17 protein-coding genes are annotated in these 17,787 nt (G+C 41.0%); 7 read left to right on the top strand and 10 right to left on the bottom strand.

Features of this window, described 5'->3' with window-relative positions; translation table 11 throughout:
* Positions 1–8: 8 nt before the first annotated feature.
* The 6 genes from A3860_RS14805 to A3860_RS14780 form a co-directional block, all read right to left on the bottom strand.
* Positions 9–266 carry an acyl carrier protein gene (locus tag A3860_RS14805; RefSeq protein ID WP_081147493.1) on the bottom strand — a complete coding sequence of 86 codons (258 nt, stop codon included), beginning with the start codon at positions 264–266 and terminating at the stop codon, positions 9–11.
* Positions 263–1,408, bottom strand: a complete 1,146-nt coding sequence (locus A3860_RS14800; protein WP_081147492.1) for a dihydrolipoamide acetyltransferase family protein — start codon at positions 1,406–1,408, stop codon at positions 263–265. Before A3860_RS14800 ends, A3860_RS14805 begins: the two co-directional genes overlap by 4 nt.
* Positions 1,401–2,396 carry an alpha-ketoacid dehydrogenase subunit beta gene (locus tag A3860_RS14795; RefSeq protein WP_081147491.1) on the bottom strand — a complete coding sequence of 332 codons (996 nt, stop codon included), beginning with the start codon at positions 2,394–2,396 and terminating at the stop codon, positions 1,401–1,403. The genes A3860_RS14800 and A3860_RS14795 overlap by 8 nt, the downstream gene beginning before the upstream one ends.
* A 52-nt stretch (positions 2,397–2,448) precedes the next feature.
* Positions 2,449–3,456, bottom strand: coding sequence for a pyruvate dehydrogenase (acetyl-transferring) E1 component subunit alpha (gene pdhA, locus A3860_RS14790; protein ID WP_081147490.1), 1,008 nt, complete (start codon positions 3,454–3,456; stop codon positions 2,449–2,451).
* Positions 3,457–3,466: 10 nt separating this feature from the next.
* Complete coding sequence (gene acsA, locus A3860_RS14785) at positions 3,467–5,206, bottom strand: acetate--CoA ligase (protein ID WP_081147489.1); 1,740 nt, start codon at positions 5,204–5,206, stop codon at positions 3,467–3,469.
* Positions 5,207–5,323: 117 nt separating this feature from the next.
* Entirely contained in the window at positions 5,324–7,111 is a 1,788-nt protein-coding gene (locus A3860_RS14780; protein ID WP_081147488.1) for a DNA polymerase III, read from the bottom strand.
* A 144-nt stretch (positions 7,112–7,255) separates the two neighbouring features.
* Between A3860_RS14780 and A3860_RS14775 the strand changes: the two genes are divergently transcribed.
* On the top strand, positions 7,256–7,639 hold the full coding sequence (locus A3860_RS14775) for a hypothetical protein (RefSeq protein WP_081147487.1): 384 nt from the start codon (positions 7,256–7,258) through the stop codon (positions 7,637–7,639).
* A gap of 153 nt (positions 7,640–7,792) precedes the next feature.
* Here the strand turns inward: A3860_RS14775 and cysQ are convergent, their stop codons facing one another.
* Genes cysQ through A3860_RS14760 form a run of 3 tightly spaced genes read right to left on the bottom strand, consistent with a single transcriptional unit; the run spans position 7,793 to position 11,773 of the window.
* Positions 7,793–8,572 (bottom strand): 3'(2'),5'-bisphosphate nucleotidase CysQ, encoded by a 780-nt coding sequence (gene cysQ, locus A3860_RS14770; protein ID WP_081147486.1) that lies wholly within the window; start codon positions 8,570–8,572, stop codon positions 7,793–7,795.
* 52 nt (positions 8,573–8,624) lie between these two features.
* The gene (ligA, locus tag A3860_RS14765; protein ID WP_081147485.1) at positions 8,625–10,706 is read right to left on the bottom strand and encodes an NAD-dependent DNA ligase LigA; all 2,082 of its coding nucleotides are present in this window, start codon (positions 10,704–10,706) and stop codon (positions 8,625–8,627) included.
* Positions 10,707–10,735: 29 nt separating this feature from the next.
* Positions 10,736–11,773: a response regulator gene (locus A3860_RS14760; protein ID WP_081147484.1), complete on the bottom strand. Its 1,038-nt coding sequence runs from the start codon at positions 11,771–11,773 to the stop codon at positions 10,736–10,738.
* Between the two features lie 546 nt (positions 11,774–12,319).
* Between A3860_RS14760 and A3860_RS14750 the strand changes: the two genes are divergently transcribed.
* Positions 12,320–12,955: a phosphoribosyltransferase gene (locus A3860_RS14750; protein ID WP_081147482.1), complete on the top strand. Its 636-nt coding sequence runs from the start codon at positions 12,320–12,322 to the stop codon at positions 12,953–12,955.
* 411 nt (positions 12,956–13,366) lie between these two features.
* Positions 13,367–13,843 carry a pyridoxamine 5'-phosphate oxidase family protein gene (locus A3860_RS14745; protein ID WP_081147481.1) on the top strand — a complete coding sequence of 159 codons (477 nt, stop codon included), beginning with the start codon at positions 13,367–13,369 and terminating at the stop codon, positions 13,841–13,843.
* Between the two features lie 60 nt (positions 13,844–13,903).
* On the opposite strand, the gene A3860_RS14740 is transcribed toward A3860_RS14745, so the two are convergent.
* Positions 13,904–14,497, bottom strand: a complete 594-nt coding sequence (locus tag A3860_RS14740) for a T9SS type A sorting domain-containing protein (RefSeq protein WP_081147480.1) — start codon at positions 14,495–14,497, stop codon at positions 13,904–13,906.
* 196 nt (positions 14,498–14,693) lie between these two features.
* Here A3860_RS14740 and A3860_RS14735 point away from each other — a divergent pair, with 196 nt between their 5' ends.
* The 4 genes from A3860_RS14735 to A3860_RS14715 all read left to right on the top strand — a co-directional run bounded on the left by A3860_RS14735 (position 14,694) and on the right by A3860_RS14715 (position 17,560).
* Positions 14,694–15,125, top strand: coding sequence for a hypothetical protein (locus A3860_RS14735; RefSeq protein WP_081147479.1), 432 nt, complete (start codon positions 14,694–14,696; stop codon positions 15,123–15,125).
* Positions 15,126–15,253: 128 nt separating this feature from the next.
* On the top strand, positions 15,254–16,060 hold the full coding sequence (locus tag A3860_RS14730; RefSeq protein ID WP_081147478.1) for an SDR family oxidoreductase: 807 nt from the start codon (positions 15,254–15,256) through the stop codon (positions 16,058–16,060).
* 238 nt (positions 16,061–16,298) lie between these two features.
* Positions 16,299–17,216: a helix-turn-helix domain-containing protein gene (locus A3860_RS14720; protein ID WP_081147476.1), complete on the top strand. Its 918-nt coding sequence runs from the start codon at positions 16,299–16,301 to the stop codon at positions 17,214–17,216.
* Between the two features lie 8 nt (positions 17,217–17,224).
* The gene (locus A3860_RS14715) at positions 17,225–17,560 is read left to right on the top strand and encodes a nuclear transport factor 2 family protein (RefSeq protein WP_081147475.1); all 336 of its coding nucleotides are present in this window, start codon (positions 17,225–17,227) and stop codon (positions 17,558–17,560) included.
* The last annotated feature ends 227 nt before the right edge of the window (positions 17,561–17,787 follow it).

Raw genomic sequence — 17,787 nt, 5'->3', positions numbered from 1 at the left:
TCAATTATTCATGTGGGCAGCCTGGTTTTCTTTTGTTGTATATAATAGATCAGGTTTTTCATTGTAGCAATTTTTCCATAGTCTTCTTCCGGTGTCTCAATTCCAAAATGTTCGTCCAATGCCACTACAAACTGCAATGCATCGAATGAATCAATTTCCAGCGTATGGCGGATATCGTCATCGGGAGCAAGCTTTTCCGGTTCCGTATCCGGAGCTATTTTTTTAAATAATTCAACAACCACATGTTTTATTTCTTCATCAGTCATAGCAATTCAGGCTTTTGTAGATAATTATTGATATACATGAGCAATCTGCTACCCGTTGCTCCATCAGTTGCCCGGTGATCAGCGGCGAGTGTAGCTGTAATTACCGGCCGAACATCCAGCATGCCCTGCTCGGCCCAGGGTTGTTCTATAATGCTTCCAAATCCAACCAGTGCTACCTGTGGCGGATAGATCACTCCATATACAAGTTCTGCATTGGCTTCACCAAGGCTCGTTATGGTAATAGTTGACGTACTTAACTCAGAGCTTTTCAATTTCATGGCCCTTGCCCGGGGTATAATATAATTTAAGGCTGTCATTAATTCATCTAACGTTTTTTTGTCTGCATTATGAATAGCCGGTATCATTACACCTCCTGAGCGCAGTGAAATGGCAAAACCAATATTTATTTCGTCCTTATGCCGAAAACCATTTTCCCAATAACCATTTAATTCAGGTACGGCTGTCAATGCTTTTGCAACCGCTTTTATCAGGAGCACAACCGGCAGCAACCGTTGTTTAACACCTCTTAGTTTATTAGCTTCAACCAGCCACGCAAGGGCTTTACGCATATCAATCTTCTGTTGCAAATAGTAATGTGGTATTTCGCGGTTCGACTTGCTCATAGCGGCTGCTACGGCCATCCTGATGCTTTCTGTAGCAGGAGGTTTTATCTCGTTCATCACTGCCTTTTGTGCGGCGGCTTTTTCAACATCCTCTTTTGTAATAGCGCCTCCTTCTCCTGTTCCTTTTACAGTTTGCAGGTCAATGTTCTTTTCGGCAGCAATCCGTTTTGCCAGCGGCGATGCTTTTACGAGGTGTGGCGCTATAACAGGTTGCCATTCTTCAACCGGTTTTCCTGTTTCCGTTTCCTTACCCAACCGCTGCAAAGTTTTCCCGGTGCCTTTTTCTCCGTTTGCGATCAAAGCCATGACCGTTCCTACCGGAACTTTTTCATCTTCCCTGATCAATAGCTGGTTAACAACCCCTTCGTCAAATACTTCAATGTCAATAAGCCCCTTCTGCGTTTCTACAATCGCAATAATATCTCCCCGCTTCACTTTATCACCAGGTTTTACCAGCCATTCGCGAAGCGTTCCTGCCTCCATATCGGCGCCAAGACTGGGCATATTAAACTCAATCATGCTGTAACATCTTTTTCACCCGTTCAACAATATCTTCTTTTTGGGGAAGGGAAGCGTCTTCCAGGTGTTTTGCATAAGGCATTGGCACTTCTACTCCACCTAATCGCTGTACCGGCAGATCCAATTCATAAAAAACATTTTCCATGATACAGGCGCTGATCTCTGCAGAGATGTTTACAGTAGCCCAGGCTTCTTCTACCAGTAGCGCCCGGTGTGTTTTTCTTACTGATTCAAAAGCAGTGTCTTTATCGAGCGGGCGCAATATGCGCAGGTCTACCACTTCTGCTTCAACGCCCATGGTTGCCAATGCAGCTGCCGCATCCAGTGCTTTGTATACACCGGCGCCGTATGTAATGATGGAAATATCTTTCCCCGGTTTTCTGACCATTGCCTTATTAATATTGAAATCACTCGTGTTACCGGGCATATCCTTTTCCATATTCAACATGGCCGTATATTCAAAGATGATGACCGGATCAGCACTTTGCAAAGCCATAGGCAGCATATGGCGGGCATCCTCATGGGTACCGGCCGACAATACGATCAACCCGGGTATGTGAGCAAATAAGGGTTCCCAGCTATGGGAATGTTGTGCTGCCAGTTGCCTGCCTGTTCCGCAGCTCATTCGAATTACAACAGGTACATTTAGCTGTCCGCCCGACATGTGTAACAGCGTTGCTGCATTATTCACCAGTTGATCCATGGCCAGGAGACTGAAATTCACGGTCATTATTTCTACAATGGGCCGCATGCCACCCAGGGCGGCGCCAATACCGGCGCCCACAAATCCGTTCTCCGATAATGGCACATCCATGATCCGCTCAGGGCCAAATTCCTGCAACAAGCCCTTACTTACTGCAAAAGCACCGCCATAGCGGCCCACATCCTCTCCCATTAAAAACACCTTTTCATCTTTATGCAATGCCTCTCTCACAGCCTGTTTCAAAGCTTCGCGGTAAGTGATCAGTATGGTATCGTTACTATTCATATTACATTAACAACAGTAGCTGGTAGTCCCTGTTTTCACTGACGATTTATCTTCATGCTGGTTTTCGCTGGTCGCTGTACACAAACCTGGAAAGCTCTTCCACCGGTTCCCAGGTACCGGCTTCAGCAAAATCAACGGCCGCCTGCACCTCCTGTTCAATTTCATGACTTAATCTTTGAACATCTTCATCGGTCACCAGCTGTTCGTTCAGCAATTGTTTTTGCAAGGCCTGAATGGGATCTTTCTTTTTCCACTCCTCCACCTCGCTTTTATCCCTGTACAATTCGGCGTCAAACATGGAGTGTGCCCGGAACCGGTAGGTATTGCAAACAAGAAAAAAGGGCCGGCCGGTCGTGTGTATTCTTTCCACTGCCTCACGGGCAGCTCTTTCCACTTCCAATACATCCATGCCATTCACTGCAACAGATCCTATTCCATAAGCCGCTCCTTTCTTCTCCAGTTCCTGTACAGCATGCGAATACCGGATCGCTGTTCCCATAGCATATAAATTATTTTCACAAACCATTAGCAGGGGTACACTCCATAATGCTGCCAGGTTCATTGACTCATGAAAAGCGCCTTCAGCCACGGCGCCATCACCAAAAAAGCAACAGGTAATATTTTGTTTATTTTGCTTTTTGGAAGCCAGCGCCATTCCTACCGCAATGGGCAAATGGCCGGCAACAATGGCGTTGCCTCCATAAAACTTTTTACCTGCATCAAATAAATGCATCGATCCGCCCCGGCCCCGGCAGCAGCCCTGCATTTTCCCATACATTTCAGCCATGATAACCGGTGCATCAATTCCGCGGGCCAGTGCATGACCATGTTCGCGGTAAGTACTTAAAATATTGTCATCTGCAACCAGGGCCTGCATCACTCCCACAGCAACAGCTTCTTCTCCAATGTACAAATGAAGGAACCCGCGAATCCGGGTTTTGGTATACATTTCGGCCGATTTTTCTTCAAACCGCCTGATCCGCATCATCTGGTATAACAGCTGCATACCATGCACCTGGTCAATTGTATGCACAGGTTTTATTTCTATTATGTTCGACATTTTTACATTGTTATTCAAGTGTTGAAATATCTCCTTCCGGCAATCCAAGCTCACGGGCTTTTAGCAACCGTCTTAATATTTTTCCGCTTTTCGTTTTAGGCAGTTCGTTTACAAAATCAATTTCTTTAGGAGCTACTGCCGGCCCCAGTTTCTGCCGGGCAAAACCCATTATATCCAGCATTACTTTTTCATTTCCGGTGAATCCCGGTTTTAATACAATGAATGCTTTCACCATTTCACCGATCACCGGATCGGGTTTCCCGATAACAGCAGCTTCGGCCACACTCACATGCTGCATCAATGTACTTTCCACTTCAAAAGGGCCTACCATATGGCCCGATGTTTTTATAATATCATCGGCCCGTCCCACAAACCAGTAATACCCGTCTGCATCCTTTTTTGCCAGATCGCCGGTGACATACCAATCGCCCCGGAAACACTTATTATACCTTTCTTCATCATGCAAATACGAACGGAACATGGAAGGCCATCCTTTCTTTAATACAAGCTGCCCCTGTTTCCCGGGCTCTGTGATCAACTCAATAGACGAGCCGCTCACAGCGGCAATGGCGGCTTCAACGCCAGGTAACGGTTTTCCCATTGAACCAGGCTTTACTTTCATTGAAGGATAATTAGCGATCATGATGCCTCCCGTTTCCGTTTGCCACCAGTTATCCAGTATGGGCATCCCAAACGTTTCCCCGCCCCAGATCACTGCTTCTGCATGCAACGGTTCGCCCACACTGCATATCAGCCGAAGCCGGTCGAGGTTATAAACAGAACGAGGCTTGATATTCATTCGCATCAGCCGCCGGATGGCAGTGGGCGCCGTATACCATACATTCACTTTATGCTCCTCCAGGATTGAATACCATCTCACAGCGTCAAACTCTTCTTCATCTATGACATTCGTTACCCCGCATACCAATGGAGCAATAATGCCATACGATGTTCCGGTTACCCAACCGGGATCTGCTGTACACCAGAAAGTATCTCCTTTTTGCAAATCCAGCACGTATTTGGCAGTTATATAATGCATTAATACTGCATTATGCACATGCAGCGCCCCTTTAGGCATGCCGGTTGTGCCGCTGGTAAAATGTAATAACGCAGGGTCCTCCGGCCCGGTAGGCGGAATGAAGAATTCCTCATACGCGTCTTCCAACAACCGGGGAAATGATAAAACTTTACTATCAATATGAGCGTCTGCATCAATTAGTAAAACAAACTGAAGCATAGGCAGCCTGTCAAGCAGTTGCCTTACTTTTTTTTCATATAATGAACGGGTTGTAACCAATACTTTGGCATCGCCCCGGTTTAACCGTTGAAATACGGGCTCTGGTCCAAATACGGAGAACAAAGGACAAAATACTGCCGTTGTTTTCAGGGTGCCGAGTGCAGTTATGTACAATTCAGGGATCCGCCCTGCCAATGAGAATATCCTGTCCCCCTTTTTTATACCCAGACTAACCAGTACATTCGCAAACCGTGAACTAAGATGCTGCAAACTGATGTATGAGAAATCCTTTATACTCCGGTCTTTCCGTATCCATCTAATAGCCACTGTATTACCTTCCTCTCCCACAGCATGGCGATCTATCGCTTCAAAAGCTATATTTAATCCATTATTCATGGGCAGTCCGACCAATTCAGCTCTTGCCTGTTCCCAGCTGAAGGCCTTGTACACCGATTCGTATTGCTGCAGATTATGCAAAACAGCGCGTTGCTGTATTTCAAAACTTCCGGCCATTATAAATATTTATATCCCTAAAATACAAGTATTACAGGCGTTTTAAAATGATGGGCATCATAGAACGAACTGATCTTTACCTATTAACAATGAAAAATGAACAGGAAAAACATACCGTTAAATACCAGTATTGCACATAATGCTTTGCTTATATTGCTTAAAATATTCCACCTCTTTCCAGGAACAGGTATTCAATATATTCTCTTTAGTACACCATCCTCTTCTTGCCACAGCGACTCCTGTTGACATAAGATCAAATTGATTAAGATCGCGGGCACCGGTACCGATACAAATTTTTACCCCTTTGTCAATGGCAGCCTTTACCAACTCATCTTTCAAATCAAGCCGGTCAGGCTGAGCGTTTATCGCCATGCAGGTGCCTGTAGAAGCAGCCTTTTCAATTAATTTTTTCCAATTCACGGTCCAGGCATCCCTTTTTCCAATCAACCTGCCACTGGGATGATTCAGGCAATGCACATTAGGATTTTCACAGGCTTTTATCAACCGCCCGGTGTTATCTTTATCAAAACCACTGACAATGGAAGCCGTTACCCATTCAAATTGTTGCAATATATTGTCCTGCAAATTCAGTGAACCATCTTCAAGAATATGTACATCCACGCCTTTCTTCACAAATTGCTGTCCCAGGGCTTTATTCACCATGTCAATTTCCGCAAACTGGTTAATAAACTCTTCCGGTTGCAAGCCGCCTGTCCCAAGCTGGCCGGATAAGCAATCAGTAATAACAATATATTCATATTGCGGGTATACCCTGCGCACATGACGGGCTATTGTCTCAATTTCTTCTTCATTGTTACTCCAGGAACTATGTACCTGCATATCACCTCTGATATCATTTTCTTCAACCAGCAATGGCAACCGGTGCTTGGCAGCTTTTTCAATTTCACCCTTATCCTCTCTGAGCTCAGGAGGAATAAACTGCAATCCCAATAGCCGGTAAATTTCTTCTTCGTTCGTTCCGGCAAGCCATTTACCTGTTCCCGCATCAAAAACGCCATTTTCATTTAACAAAAACCCTTTATTATCAGCCCATTTTTTCAAGGCAATGCTATGTTCTTTTGAACCGGTTAATAATAACAGGGCTGCGCCATATTCATGCTCATGCACCAATTGAATATCCACCTGGGTATTATGGTTCTTTAATAACACACTTATTCTTTTTCCTCCGGCAACAATCACTCTATGCACAAATGGAAGATCACAAAATGTTTGACTGATCTTTTCCCAGTATTTTCTGCGGGCCATAACTATTATGTCAATGTCTGCTATGGTTTCTTTATTCCTTCGAAGGCTGCCACATATGACCGCATTCTTCACACCGGGTAATGCCAGCAACTGTTTCAATACATCCGACCCAATAGAAATAGCATCCCATAATTGTAATTGTGAATGGACCTCCTTGAATAATTTTAAACCACGTTTCATGTTTTCGATCTTTCTCTGGCCCATTCCTTCAAAAGATTCCAGTCTACCCGACAACAAGGCTATTTTCATTTCATTCCGGGTGTTAACATGCAATTTTTCATGTATAGTTTTTATTGTTACCGGACCAAATCCCTTAACATCCATTAATTCAAGCAAACCCAAAGGAACCTTTTTTTTAAGCCTTTCGTAAGTTTTGATCTTTCCGGTCCTCAGGTACTGCATTATTTCCAGGGCTATATCTTCATCAATACCTCTTAATTTCCTCAACTCAGCACCTCTCTTTACATACGATGCAATATCTATATTCAGCCCGTGTAATGTTCGGGCAGCAGCCGTATAAGCCATCACCTTGAAACGGTAGTCGCTGCCCAGATAACGGTAACAGGAGGCAATTTCATGCAGCATGTCTCCCAATGTAAGGTTGGAACTCATGTACGCCTGGTTACTGATTGTGCCCATACATCTTTAGTTTAACCAAATTAACAGTAAATATCCCTTCCTGCTATTGAGAATAATCAAAATGGTTCATGACAGTGATCATTGATTCAGGTATATTAATAAACATAGATTTGGATACAATTCGTTATCAAAATCTATATTTTTATGCGCACATTGCTTATTATACTCCTGGCATTTACCGGCCTGACTTCCACTTTTATCGGTTTGCTATTGATAGCATATCCTGTACTGACTGTTTATGATTTGCCAATAGATTTTTTTCAGCCTGCTCATTCAAAGATCTTTGTAGTACCAGGCGTAATATTTATCATAACCGGCAGCACAAACCTGGCCGCCCTTCTTAATAGTAAGCAACATAGCAGAACACAATATAGCTGGTCATTGGTGAGCGGACTATTGATGATCACATGGGTTGTTATCCATTCGATCATTTTACAGGCAATGCCCTGGTTATATCTCACTTATTTGATTTGCAGTTTACTTATAGTATTGCTCTCCTGGCAATTAAAAGGGAAATGGGCAGTATAGTTTAGTGACTATATAAACGCGATCTTAAAGGTGGGCGATTTTATGGAATTCCGAGCTCCGGATCACCCTTCCTGTCCATCGCCGTTGCATAAACGCATACATCGCCGGCAAGCCCCACGAGACACAAAACATCTACGTTTTTTTCACGCAAATCTAAAATGCAACAAAGAACGAATTTGTAAGATCAGGTTTATTATAGCTTAGTTCCGACTTTAAATCCATATGGTATATGCCTCTGTTTGAAGCATTTAAAATGGCATGAGCTGCCGCGGTGTCCCATTCCATAGTTCGTCCTAACCGGGGATAAATATCCGCGTTGCTTTCCAAAAGCAACATAAACTTTAGTGAGCTGCCCAATGTTGTAAGCGTAACATTGGAAAACTGTTTGAGGAACTCTTTTGTTTCAGCCGAAAAGTGCGATCTGGATACAACAACGGTTATTTCACCCTTATTCAACAGGTCCTGGAACCGGCGCCTTTCTTTTAATGGTTCAAATTCAATTTGATTGCCATTTTCATACTTAGACACACCGGTTTCTTCACAACCTAAAAACAAAGCATCCCTGCAGGGCGCATAAATCACACCTGCTACCGGTTTATTTTTTGATACTAATGCAATATTTATAGTAAACTCACCATTTTTATTTATGAATTCTTTGGTGCCATCAAGCGGATCTATCAGCCAGAAATATTCCCAGTTGCACCTTTCCCGGAAATCGATATGCATTCCTTCTTCAGATAATACAGGCAGATCTGTTGTTTCAAGATATTTGGTGATAACCGCATGCGAAAGCCTGTCTGCTGTTGTTACCGGCGTTTCATCTGGTTTTATTTCTGTTCTATATTCGGCCGACCCATAAACTTCCATGATTACTTTGCCAGCCTCCAGCACCGCATATTTTGCTGTTTCAAGTAAATGTGAAATAACTTTCAAGGTTTAAAATTTGTACAAATAGTTAATTGCACTCTTAATTGTTTATCATTCTTTACCTGATCATTTTCTGAAATTTATTTTCATCAATGATCTTCAGCCGGCCTTCTTTACGGGCTTCTTTAAGTTTTGAACCCGGATTTTTACCCGCCACCAAATAGTTTACTTTGGATGATATATTGTCAACAGTTCTTCCACCAAACTGCTCAACGGTGTCTCTTGCCTTTTCACGCGTATATTTTTTCAACACACCCGTAAACGCAAATGTGAGACCGGAAAATTTGGCATTGCTTCTACTTTGCTTATTGCACACCTTAACGCCGGCTTTTTTTAATTCCCGGATCATTTTTACATTCTCCCGCTGTTTAAAAAAAGCATATATACTAGCCGCTACTTTATCACCAATATCTGGCAATGCCTCTAATTCTTTCTTTTTCATATTGCCAATATCAGTTACACAAGCGACTGCATCTGCCAGGGTATGAGCGGTTCGTTCTCCAACATAGTGGATTCCGAGACTATTGATCAAACGCCACAAAGAACGGCTTTTAGACGCTTCCACAACATTCAGCAGATTGCTGGCAGATTGATCCCCGAAACCGGCTACAGCTTTAATTCTATGAAGATCCATATGATAAATGTCTGGTATACAGCGAATAAGATTAGCGCTAAAGAGGCGATCCACGGTCTTCACACCTAATCCTGCTATATCCATTCCATGTTTGGATGCAAAATGCTGAATACGTCGCTTAACCTGGGCCGGGCAATTTACATTTATACATCGCCAAACGCTTTCTCCTTCCTGTCTTATTATCCTGGCATGGCATGATGGACATTTTTTGGGGAATTTAATTGGTTGGGATTTACCAGACCGGCTTTCCTTAACAGGCTTTACTATATAAGGGATAACATCGCCTGCCCTTTGTACTATAACCATATCTTGCAATCGAATGTCTTTATTATGGATAAAGTCTTCATTATGCAAAGAAGCTGAAGTGATCGTAACGCCACCTACATAAACCGGTTCAAGCACGGCCACCGGTGTTATAGCGCCGGTTCTGCCCACCTGAAAATCGATGCCGGTGAGTGTTGTTGTAGCCTGCCTCGCCGCAAATTTAATGGCCATTGCCCATCGCGGATGGTGTGCAGTAAAACCAAGTTTTTTATATTCAGCAAAGTCATTTACTTTAATAACCAATCCATCAATTTCATAGGGATATTCATCTCTTACAGCATTCCATTGATCACAAATTGCCAAAATATCTTTTACAGAACTGGCTTTTTGTATATCAGGTGTTTTAAAACCAAGCGATTGTAGCAAATGGATGGCGCTTTCATGGCTACAAATCTGGTTTGCCAGCACATCCATCCCTTCTTTATTTACTGCATAACTGATCTGATACAGCCAGGCAGTTAAATTCCGCCCCGACACTTCTTCAGGATTCTGCAAGCGCAAGGAACCTGCTGCCGCATTCCTTGGATTGGCAAATAATTGAAGCCCCGCCTCTTTTCTATGACGGTTAAGTTTTTTGAAGCTTTCCTTTTTGATAACTACTTCACCCCTGATCTCCACCTTATGGATATTATAAGTGGAAAATGCGGCTTTTAAAGGGATGGATCGTAGTGTCCGAAGATTATTGGTAATATCCTCTCCCCTTATACCATCCCCTCTGGTTGCACCTTTTACCAGGTAATCGCCCTCATATACTAAAGAGATACCAGCCCCATCCAGCTTCGGTTCAATGGTATACATGATGTTTGTTCTTCGCGCATTTTTCTTAACCCTTGCATCAAAATCTTTGAATGCCTTCATATCATAAGAACTGTCAAGCGAAAGCATCGGAGTTAAATGGGCTACTTCCTTAAAAGCTCCTGTTAACTTTTCGCCAATACGCTGTGTGGGCGATGTTGGGAAAACCAATTCCGGCCACTTCTTTTCTATTTTTTTCAACAGATCGAAAAGTCTGTCATACTCAGCATCTGAAATTACCGGATCGTTCAGCACATAGTAACGATGGTCATGATAGGCAATAGCCTCACATAATCGATCAACATATTTCTTTCCATCATTTTTAAGCCTGATATCAGTAAGTGCAATTTTTAAAAGCTGTTTTGTATCCTTAAGAATATTTTTCACATAATATGATTTATAGCAAGCACTTCATTTTAATTCACCATATTCGCCAGCCTTTTTTCATTAAGTATGGTGATAATACCCTCTTTAATATCGATTATTTGTTCGCCTTTGAATTCATTAAGTGTTCTTATCATTGATTCGGTTGCCGTTCCGGCGATGGCTGCAAGGTTCTGACGGCTCATATCAATAGCTGTTTTATAAATACCATGCACTCCAATCAATGTTTCGGCCACTTTCTTGCGCAGTGAATTATAGGCCATTCCTACCAGCATGTCTTCCTTTTTACCAATACTATGCGCAAGCAACAGGGTGAATTTTCTTACCGCCTCGCGGCTGGTATTCATTAATTCAAGAAAGTCTTCTTTAGGTATCGCCGCCAGTTCTACCTGATCAAGCGCTTCAGCTACCTCACGATAAGACGTTCCTTCCATTATTGGCACATACCCTAAAAAATCTCCTTCTTTATACAAGCCGGTTATCAGTTGCTTACCATCTTCATTGGTTTTAAAAGTTTTCACTTTTCCTTTTTGTATATAATATAAACGTAATGGCCGGGCGCCTTCTGAATAAATGATTTGTTTCTTTTTGTAAATGTTAATATCCCTGTTGTCAACCAGCATTTGCATCATTTCATTTTCCCTGATACCACGTCCAAAATCATTTGGTTGAATTTCGGGCCGGTTAACCTGGTTTGCCATTTCAGCTTTTTTCAGCCTGGTTTCAATGGCGTTTAACAATTCTGTTTCCTCAAACGGCTTGGTTAAATAGTCATCAGCACCCAGGTCCATTCCTTTACGTACCTCCTTCCGGTCTGCTTTTGCTGTCATGAAAATGAACGGCGTATTACATAAGGCAGCATTTTTTTTCAGCAGATGCAATACTCCATAACCGTCCAGGAAAGGCATCGTAATATCGCACAGGATCAGATCGGGAAGTTCTCTAATAGCGGCAACGATACCGTCTTTTCCATTTTCAGCCCTGTGAACCTGGTAGTTTGCCAGCATCAGGATCTCTGCGATATTGTCCCTGACCTGTTCATTATCTTCAATAACCAAAATCTTTTTCATTTTAAAGATTTGAAAGTGAATAATAAAAGAACCGTAAAGGGTTTACAGGCAATGAGATTTTCTCTGGAAACGGATGATAACAATTGCCGCCTTAAATTGGGATTTGTGGGAAATCAGATAACCAGTGCTAAAGGAATGATGAGCTATATTAGAATGATCGTCCAGGCAATCTTTTGTAAAGATTTATAAATATGCAGTTACAGAACCTGACTTTTTTCAGGCATCCGCCTGATTTTTTTCAGCTGAGCGATAATAACAATGATGAAAATCAGGTATTCTGGTAATTTCGATCAAAATTACCTGAATAATTTGTAACTAATTGTTTTCCTTTTGCGACAGTTCCAGGATGGCATTTCTAACCGAAAGCGATTTTCAAAAGACACTTTAACACAAACGCTTATGTTGTTTTTCAGGTTTATGAATTATGAAATTTATCAAAGTAAATGTTGATCACCATCATTGAAAACGGATGCTGTATGATCTTAGTTTTGGTACGGTACAATTAATTATTGTCAGCATCCAGGGTAATCCATAAAAATATATTTTATGTTTTATAATAGGAAACAAGCTGCCTTGTTATTGGCCCGGGAGCTTGAAAAATATAAGGGCGAAAACGTTATCGTACTAGGTATACCACGGGGCGGTATTGAAACGGCTTATTATCTAGCGCGAGAACTTAACGCAAAATTGTCTACACTTATTGTTCATAAACTGGGATATCCGGGAGATCCGGAATTTGCATTTGGAGCTATGGCCGAGGATGGAACTGTTTATTATAACCCCTATCATAAAATAAACCTTTCGCAGGAAATGATCGACAATATCGAAGAAGATCAGCAAAGGGAAATTGAACACAGAAAACGCATTTTTCGTGAAAGCCAGGTATTCCCTGATATTAAAGACAAGACCGTCATTATTGTTGACGATGGAGTTGCTACAGGTGCAACCATTTTTGCAGCCACAAGAATGTGCAAAAAAAGAGGCGCCGCAAAAATTGTGGTGGCGGCTCCGGTATGTTCACAAAGAACTGAAAACGACCTGCTGCATGAAGCCGATGAAGTGGTGATGCTTGAAAAGCCGGAACATTTCTCTGCAGTATCACAGGCTTATGAATCATTCCAAAATTTAAGCGATCAGGAAGCATTGGAATTCCTGGAAAAATGGGAAAAGAAAACAATTTAGCAGATCAAATGCAGGCTTACGAATGATGTGCTATAAAAAAAGGTTTATTTAACTAGCATAACGAATAAAAAAAACCGGCAAATACATTTTGTGTATTGCCGGTTGCCATGTTGATTGAAACTATAACCTATACAGCCACAACTAAAAAGCAAACTCTTCTTCCAATACAAGATCGTTCTCTTGAAAGCGGCTCAGGCAGGCATAAATATCCACCTTGCTTTCCAAAAGCAACATAAACTTTAGTGAACTGCCCAATTTTGTAAGCGTAACATTGGAAAACTGTTTGAGGATAAGTGCGACCTGGATACAACAACGGTTACTTTTACCTTATTCAACAATTTGACCAACCAAAAAACTAAATCATTGCCGAAAAGCTATTTTTAAATAACTTGTAGAATATATTTTAAACCTATGTTGGGTTCGTTAGATAATAAACAAATTGAAGATGTGCTGATGCAGCAGATAATGGGCCGTATTGGCTGTTGTGGAGATGGCATTACTTATATAGTGCCGATAAGCTATGCGTATGATGGCGTATATGTATATGGGCATACCACCGAAGGAATGAAGATTGACATTCTGAGACAAAATACCGACGTGTGCTTTGAAGTGGAAGAAATGAAAGATATGGCGAATTGGAAGAGCGTGATTGCCTGGGGAAAGTTTGAAGAATTGACGGATCAAACGCAACGTACAATAGGTTTGCAGAAATTGGTAGACCGTGTGTTGCCGCTGATCAGTAGTGAAACCACTCATCTTTCGCCACAATGGCCCTTTCCTATGAGCGATATTAATACCATCAAAGGCATTGTTTTCCGCATCAGGTTGGAAAAGAAAACCGGCCGCTTTGAAACAAATGTGGTAATTTCCTTTATGGGTTTTGGTTGAGCCCATGAAACATGATTTTTGGCTTTTTTTTGTCTGCGGCAGCTCATAGCACAATCCGATTTATTCTTTTATAAATTTCTGTACCGTTTGTTTGTTATTATTATCCTTTACGCGCAAAAAATAAACTCCCCCTTTCAACTGCAATACAGATATATTAGTAGTAAAAGCCGTAATTGTCAATTCTTGAAGTATTTTTCCTGATGCATCTATAACTTCAACGGAACCACTCCGATAGCCACACCTAATATGAAGTATATCTTTAACAGGATCGGGCCAAATATATAATAAAGCAGCTTTACTGATGTGTACTGCCTTAACCGGGGTATATACATAATTCCCGGCATTGTTTATTCGTTTAATCCTGTAGCAGTTGATACCATCATATGGCTGGTTATCAGTAAAAGCATAATGTTGCATTGAACCGGCTGTTATCTCCCCGATTTTTTCCCATGCTGTCTTATCTCTGCTTCGCTCTATTTCAAAACGAATGCTTGCTACATCATTGGATGCGCTCCATTGAAGGTCTACCGTTCCGCCTGCATTTACCTGAAAATTGAATGAAACAAATGATGGAGTTTGCAGCGGAATATGCTTAAATGGCAATAGCAATAAAAGGACAAATGCTGCCATTGTTAGTATTTTAATCGAAAACATAAACCTGCTTTTGAATACTAATATTACATCTACTTAAAAAGATAAAAAATGATTTCAGGCAATATGGATTATGATTCCCGTTATTTAAAGCATTCAAGGATTTTGAATTGCAGCGGCTATATAACTGGATTTCTATCATCACTCAGCATGACACCGGTCATTGAAAACCTGCATGCCTTTTAAATAATTTTGAGCAATGATTTCCTCTTATTATTTACATTTTATCAATAACCATATTGAGAAGCTGCAAACAGCCATCTTTTATAATTTTAGTCAATCAATACTTAAGTTTCCAGCCTGCATTATACATGTAGATAGAATTGATAAAGAGGGCCATCTTTTGTTTTCTATGCAAAAACCTTATCGGGATATATCAGATTTTGACAACTCTTTTGCGGGGCAGTTACATTTTTATAACAAGCGTTTTGATTATTACATTATCCTCTATGGCAATGCCACCATTATTGACGGAAAAGATTTATGGATGAAAGAAGCATTACTAAGGTTCCGTATTATAAACGCCTCCTATCATTATAGCAAAAAAGCAAAAACATTCACCCCAATGAGGGATTTTTTTACCAGCCTCTTTTCTTATGAAAAGCGCTATTATTTCTTACCCTTTAATTGAAAATATTGCACAATAATGTGGTTTTGGAAGCAAAAACCTATACCCACGTCATTCTGGCTACAACTTAACTCAGTTTGGCAACAGCAAACTCTTAATTGCTGCTGACTTTTGCATAGTAATACTACATTATGCAAAAGACAATCTTTATCACCGGTGCTTCATCCGGTTTAGGAAAGGCAACCGCAAAATTATTTCAATCGAAAGGCTGGTATACTATTGCCAGCATGCGCAACCCCGAAAATGAAACGGAACTGACTAAGCTTGAAAACCTTACCGTTTTAAAATTAGATGTAACAGACAAAGCACAGATGGAAGACACCATTAAAAAAGTGACACAGGAGTATTCAGTGGACATCGTAGTAAACAATGCAGGTTATGGCTTAATCGGAGCTTTGGAGGCATTGAATGATGAACAAATTACCCGGCAGATAAATACAAACCTTATGGGCGTGATAAGGGTAACAAAGGCGTTTACACCGCATTTCCGTGAGAAAAAAAGTGGGATGTTCATCAATATTACATCGATGTTTGGGCTAATGGGCTATCCAACCTGTTCTGTTTATTCAGCCACCAAGTTTGCCCTGGATGGGTTTTCAGAAAGCCTGGCGTATGAACTTGCTCACCTGGGTATTGCTGTAAAAACCATTGCCCCTGGAGGCATACAAACAGACTTTGCAGGCCGGTCAATGGATGGCAGCTTGCACGATGCTTATAAAAACCTGGTTGAAAAAGTAAGTGAAGGCTACAATGCTGAAAGCATCAGCCGGTTTGCTACAGCTGATCAGATTGCTTCCATAATCTTTGAAGCGGCTATTGATAACAAAGATCAACTTCGTTATATTGCTGGAAATGACGCCAATACATTGTATAACGAAAGATTGCAACTGGGTGCTGAAGCTCAGTACCGCAACCTTAAAAAAATGTTCACTTTCTAAAAGACAATTTCATCAAATGGAACAAAATATGCTGAACTGCCCGTTCGTTGCTCATTTATATAATAACATTGCCGATATTAGTTTAAAAGGCACGGTAATACCGACTGGATCAGGCTATTACAAACCTTCTCTTAAAAAAATAAACGGAGAATGGAAAATTACTACCCATAGAATTTACCATGACCTCACTTTTGCATTCCCCGGAAAATAAGCATTTACCTCTTCAAACTCCCATCAAATGGAAAAAGAAAAAAACATACCGCTTAAGTTGAATTCTATTTCTGAAATGCACAAAGTGCTGGGATTTCCAAAACCCCTGCATCCATTGATCAGCCTGGTAAATTATGCGGATATTAAAATTCCATATGAAGAATGGCCAAAATCCATTTCACCAAACTTTTACAAAATCTCCTACAAAAAAAGTTTAACAGGAAAAATAAAATATGGGCAGGGTTTTTATGATTTTGATGAGGGTGGGTTGTCTTTTATTTCACCCAACCAGGTAATTTCATGTGCTGATGACGAACAGGATTATTCAGGTTGCACACTACTTATTCATCCAGATTTTATCAGGGGATACACGTTAGACCATAAGATTAAAACTTATGGATTCTTTTCTTATTCAGCAAACGAAGCCTTGTTTTTATCAGACAAAGAAAAACAAATTATCATTTCTGTTTTTGAGAACATCAAAGAAGAACTGAGTAATCCCATTGATGATGTCAGTCAGGAATTAGTGATATCACACATCGAGGTTTTACTCAACTACAGCAACCGTTTTTACAAACGTCAATTCATCACAAGAAAAGCAGCCAGTCATGACCTGCTTATAAAGTTTGAACAATTGTTAAATGTTTATTTTGAACAGGAAGAAGGTTTGCAAAAAGGACTTCCAACCGTAGAGTACCTGGCAGGACAACTCAATTTTTCGCCCCGTTACTTAAGTGATATGCTACGTTCACTCACAGGGCAAAATGCCCAACAGCACATCCACGAAAAGTTGATTGAAAAAGCCAAAGAATATTTAACTGCAGGCAATTTAACAGTGGCTGAAGTTGCCTATTTATTAGGTTTCGAGCATCCGCAATCATTCAACAAGTTATTCAGGAAAAAAACCAACCTGACACCCATAGCATTTAAACGGTCTTTCAACTAAATTGGAAAATGGATATCGAAAAATTTGTACAGAATCTTCTTTCAGTAAGTAATGCCTACGACACAGACAATTATTTAAAAATGTGGCATCAGGATGCCATTCTTAACGATCCATCGGTAGGGCGGATTTTCAAAGGACATACGGGCATCCGGCAATATTTTGAAGATTATTTTATTGGCTACAAAACAAAAACACGGCTCATCAGGTTAATAATCATCAATGACAATACTGCCCACCTGGATGTAGAATTCACAGGGAAATTTCCCGAAGGAAAAATTGGAGGTTTATTTGAGCTTACTTTTAAAGACGGAAAGATAGCAATGGCAAAGGCCGACCTTACATAACATCATACAGAGACAAATGCAGCTTACGAAATCAAAATCTCATAACCTGAAGGTTATAGAAGTATTTCAGCCAGCGAAATGTTGTATCCTGTTATGTCATTCTTAAAATTGACTATCTTCATTTTCGGGCACAGGAAGGAATTAAAAACATGTCGATAATTCAAATAAGAATTATCACTGCATGAAAACTATACTTTGCGAATTTTGAGCCGTTGTCCCCTTTAGTT

It is taken from the genome of Niastella vici (genome assembly GCF_002077945.1).
GTDB lineage: Bacteria > Bacteroidota > Bacteroidia > Chitinophagales > Chitinophagaceae > Niastella > Niastella vici.
This window is presented reverse-complemented; position numbering and strand designations above follow the sequence as displayed.

Bases quoted from the DNA above. Each gene is read 5' to 3' on its own strand.
- A3860_RS14805 (WP_081147493.1), bottom strand. From the start codon at position 266: ATGACTGATGAAGAAATAAAACATGTGGTTGTTGAATTATTTAAAAAA.
- A3860_RS14800 (WP_081147492.1), bottom strand. From the start codon at position 1,408: ATGATTGAGTTTAATATGCCCAGTCTTGGCGCCGATATGGAGGCAGGA.
- A3860_RS14795 (WP_081147491.1), bottom strand. From the start codon at position 2,396: ATGAATAGTAACGATACCATACTGATCACTTACCGCGAAGCTTTGAAA.
- pdhA (WP_081147490.1), bottom strand. From the start codon at position 3,456: ATGTCGAACATAATAGAAATAAAACCTGTGCATACAATTGACCAGGTG.
- acsA (WP_081147489.1), bottom strand. From the start codon at position 5,206: ATGGCCGGAAGTTTTGAAATACAGCAACGCGCTGTTTTGCATAATCTG.
- A3860_RS14780 (WP_081147488.1), bottom strand. From the start codon at position 7,111: ATGGGCACAATCAGTAACCAGGCGTACATGAGTTCCAACCTTACATTG.
- A3860_RS14775 (WP_081147487.1), top strand. From the start codon at position 7,256: ATGCGCACATTGCTTATTATACTCCTGGCATTTACCGGCCTGACTTCC.
- A3860_RS14760 (WP_081147484.1), bottom strand. From the start codon at position 11,773: ATGAAAAAGATTTTGGTTATTGAAGATAATGAACAGGTCAGGGACAAT.
- A3860_RS14750 (WP_081147482.1), top strand. From the start codon at position 12,320: ATGTTTTATAATAGGAAACAAGCTGCCTTGTTATTGGCCCGGGAGCTT.
- A3860_RS14745 (WP_081147481.1), top strand. From the start codon at position 13,367: ATGTTGGGTTCGTTAGATAATAAACAAATTGAAGATGTGCTGATGCAG.
- A3860_RS14740 (WP_081147480.1), bottom strand. From the start codon at position 14,497: ATGTTTTCGATTAAAATACTAACAATGGCAGCATTTGTCCTTTTATTG.
- A3860_RS14735 (WP_081147479.1), top strand. From the start codon at position 14,694: ATGATTTCCTCTTATTATTTACATTTTATCAATAACCATATTGAGAAG.
- A3860_RS14730 (WP_081147478.1), top strand. From the start codon at position 15,254: ATGCAAAAGACAATCTTTATCACCGGTGCTTCATCCGGTTTAGGAAAG.
- A3860_RS14720 (WP_081147476.1), top strand. From the start codon at position 16,299: ATGGAAAAAGAAAAAAACATACCGCTTAAGTTGAATTCTATTTCTGAA.
- A3860_RS14715 (WP_081147475.1), top strand. From the start codon at position 17,225: ATGGATATCGAAAAATTTGTACAGAATCTTCTTTCAGTAAGTAATGCC.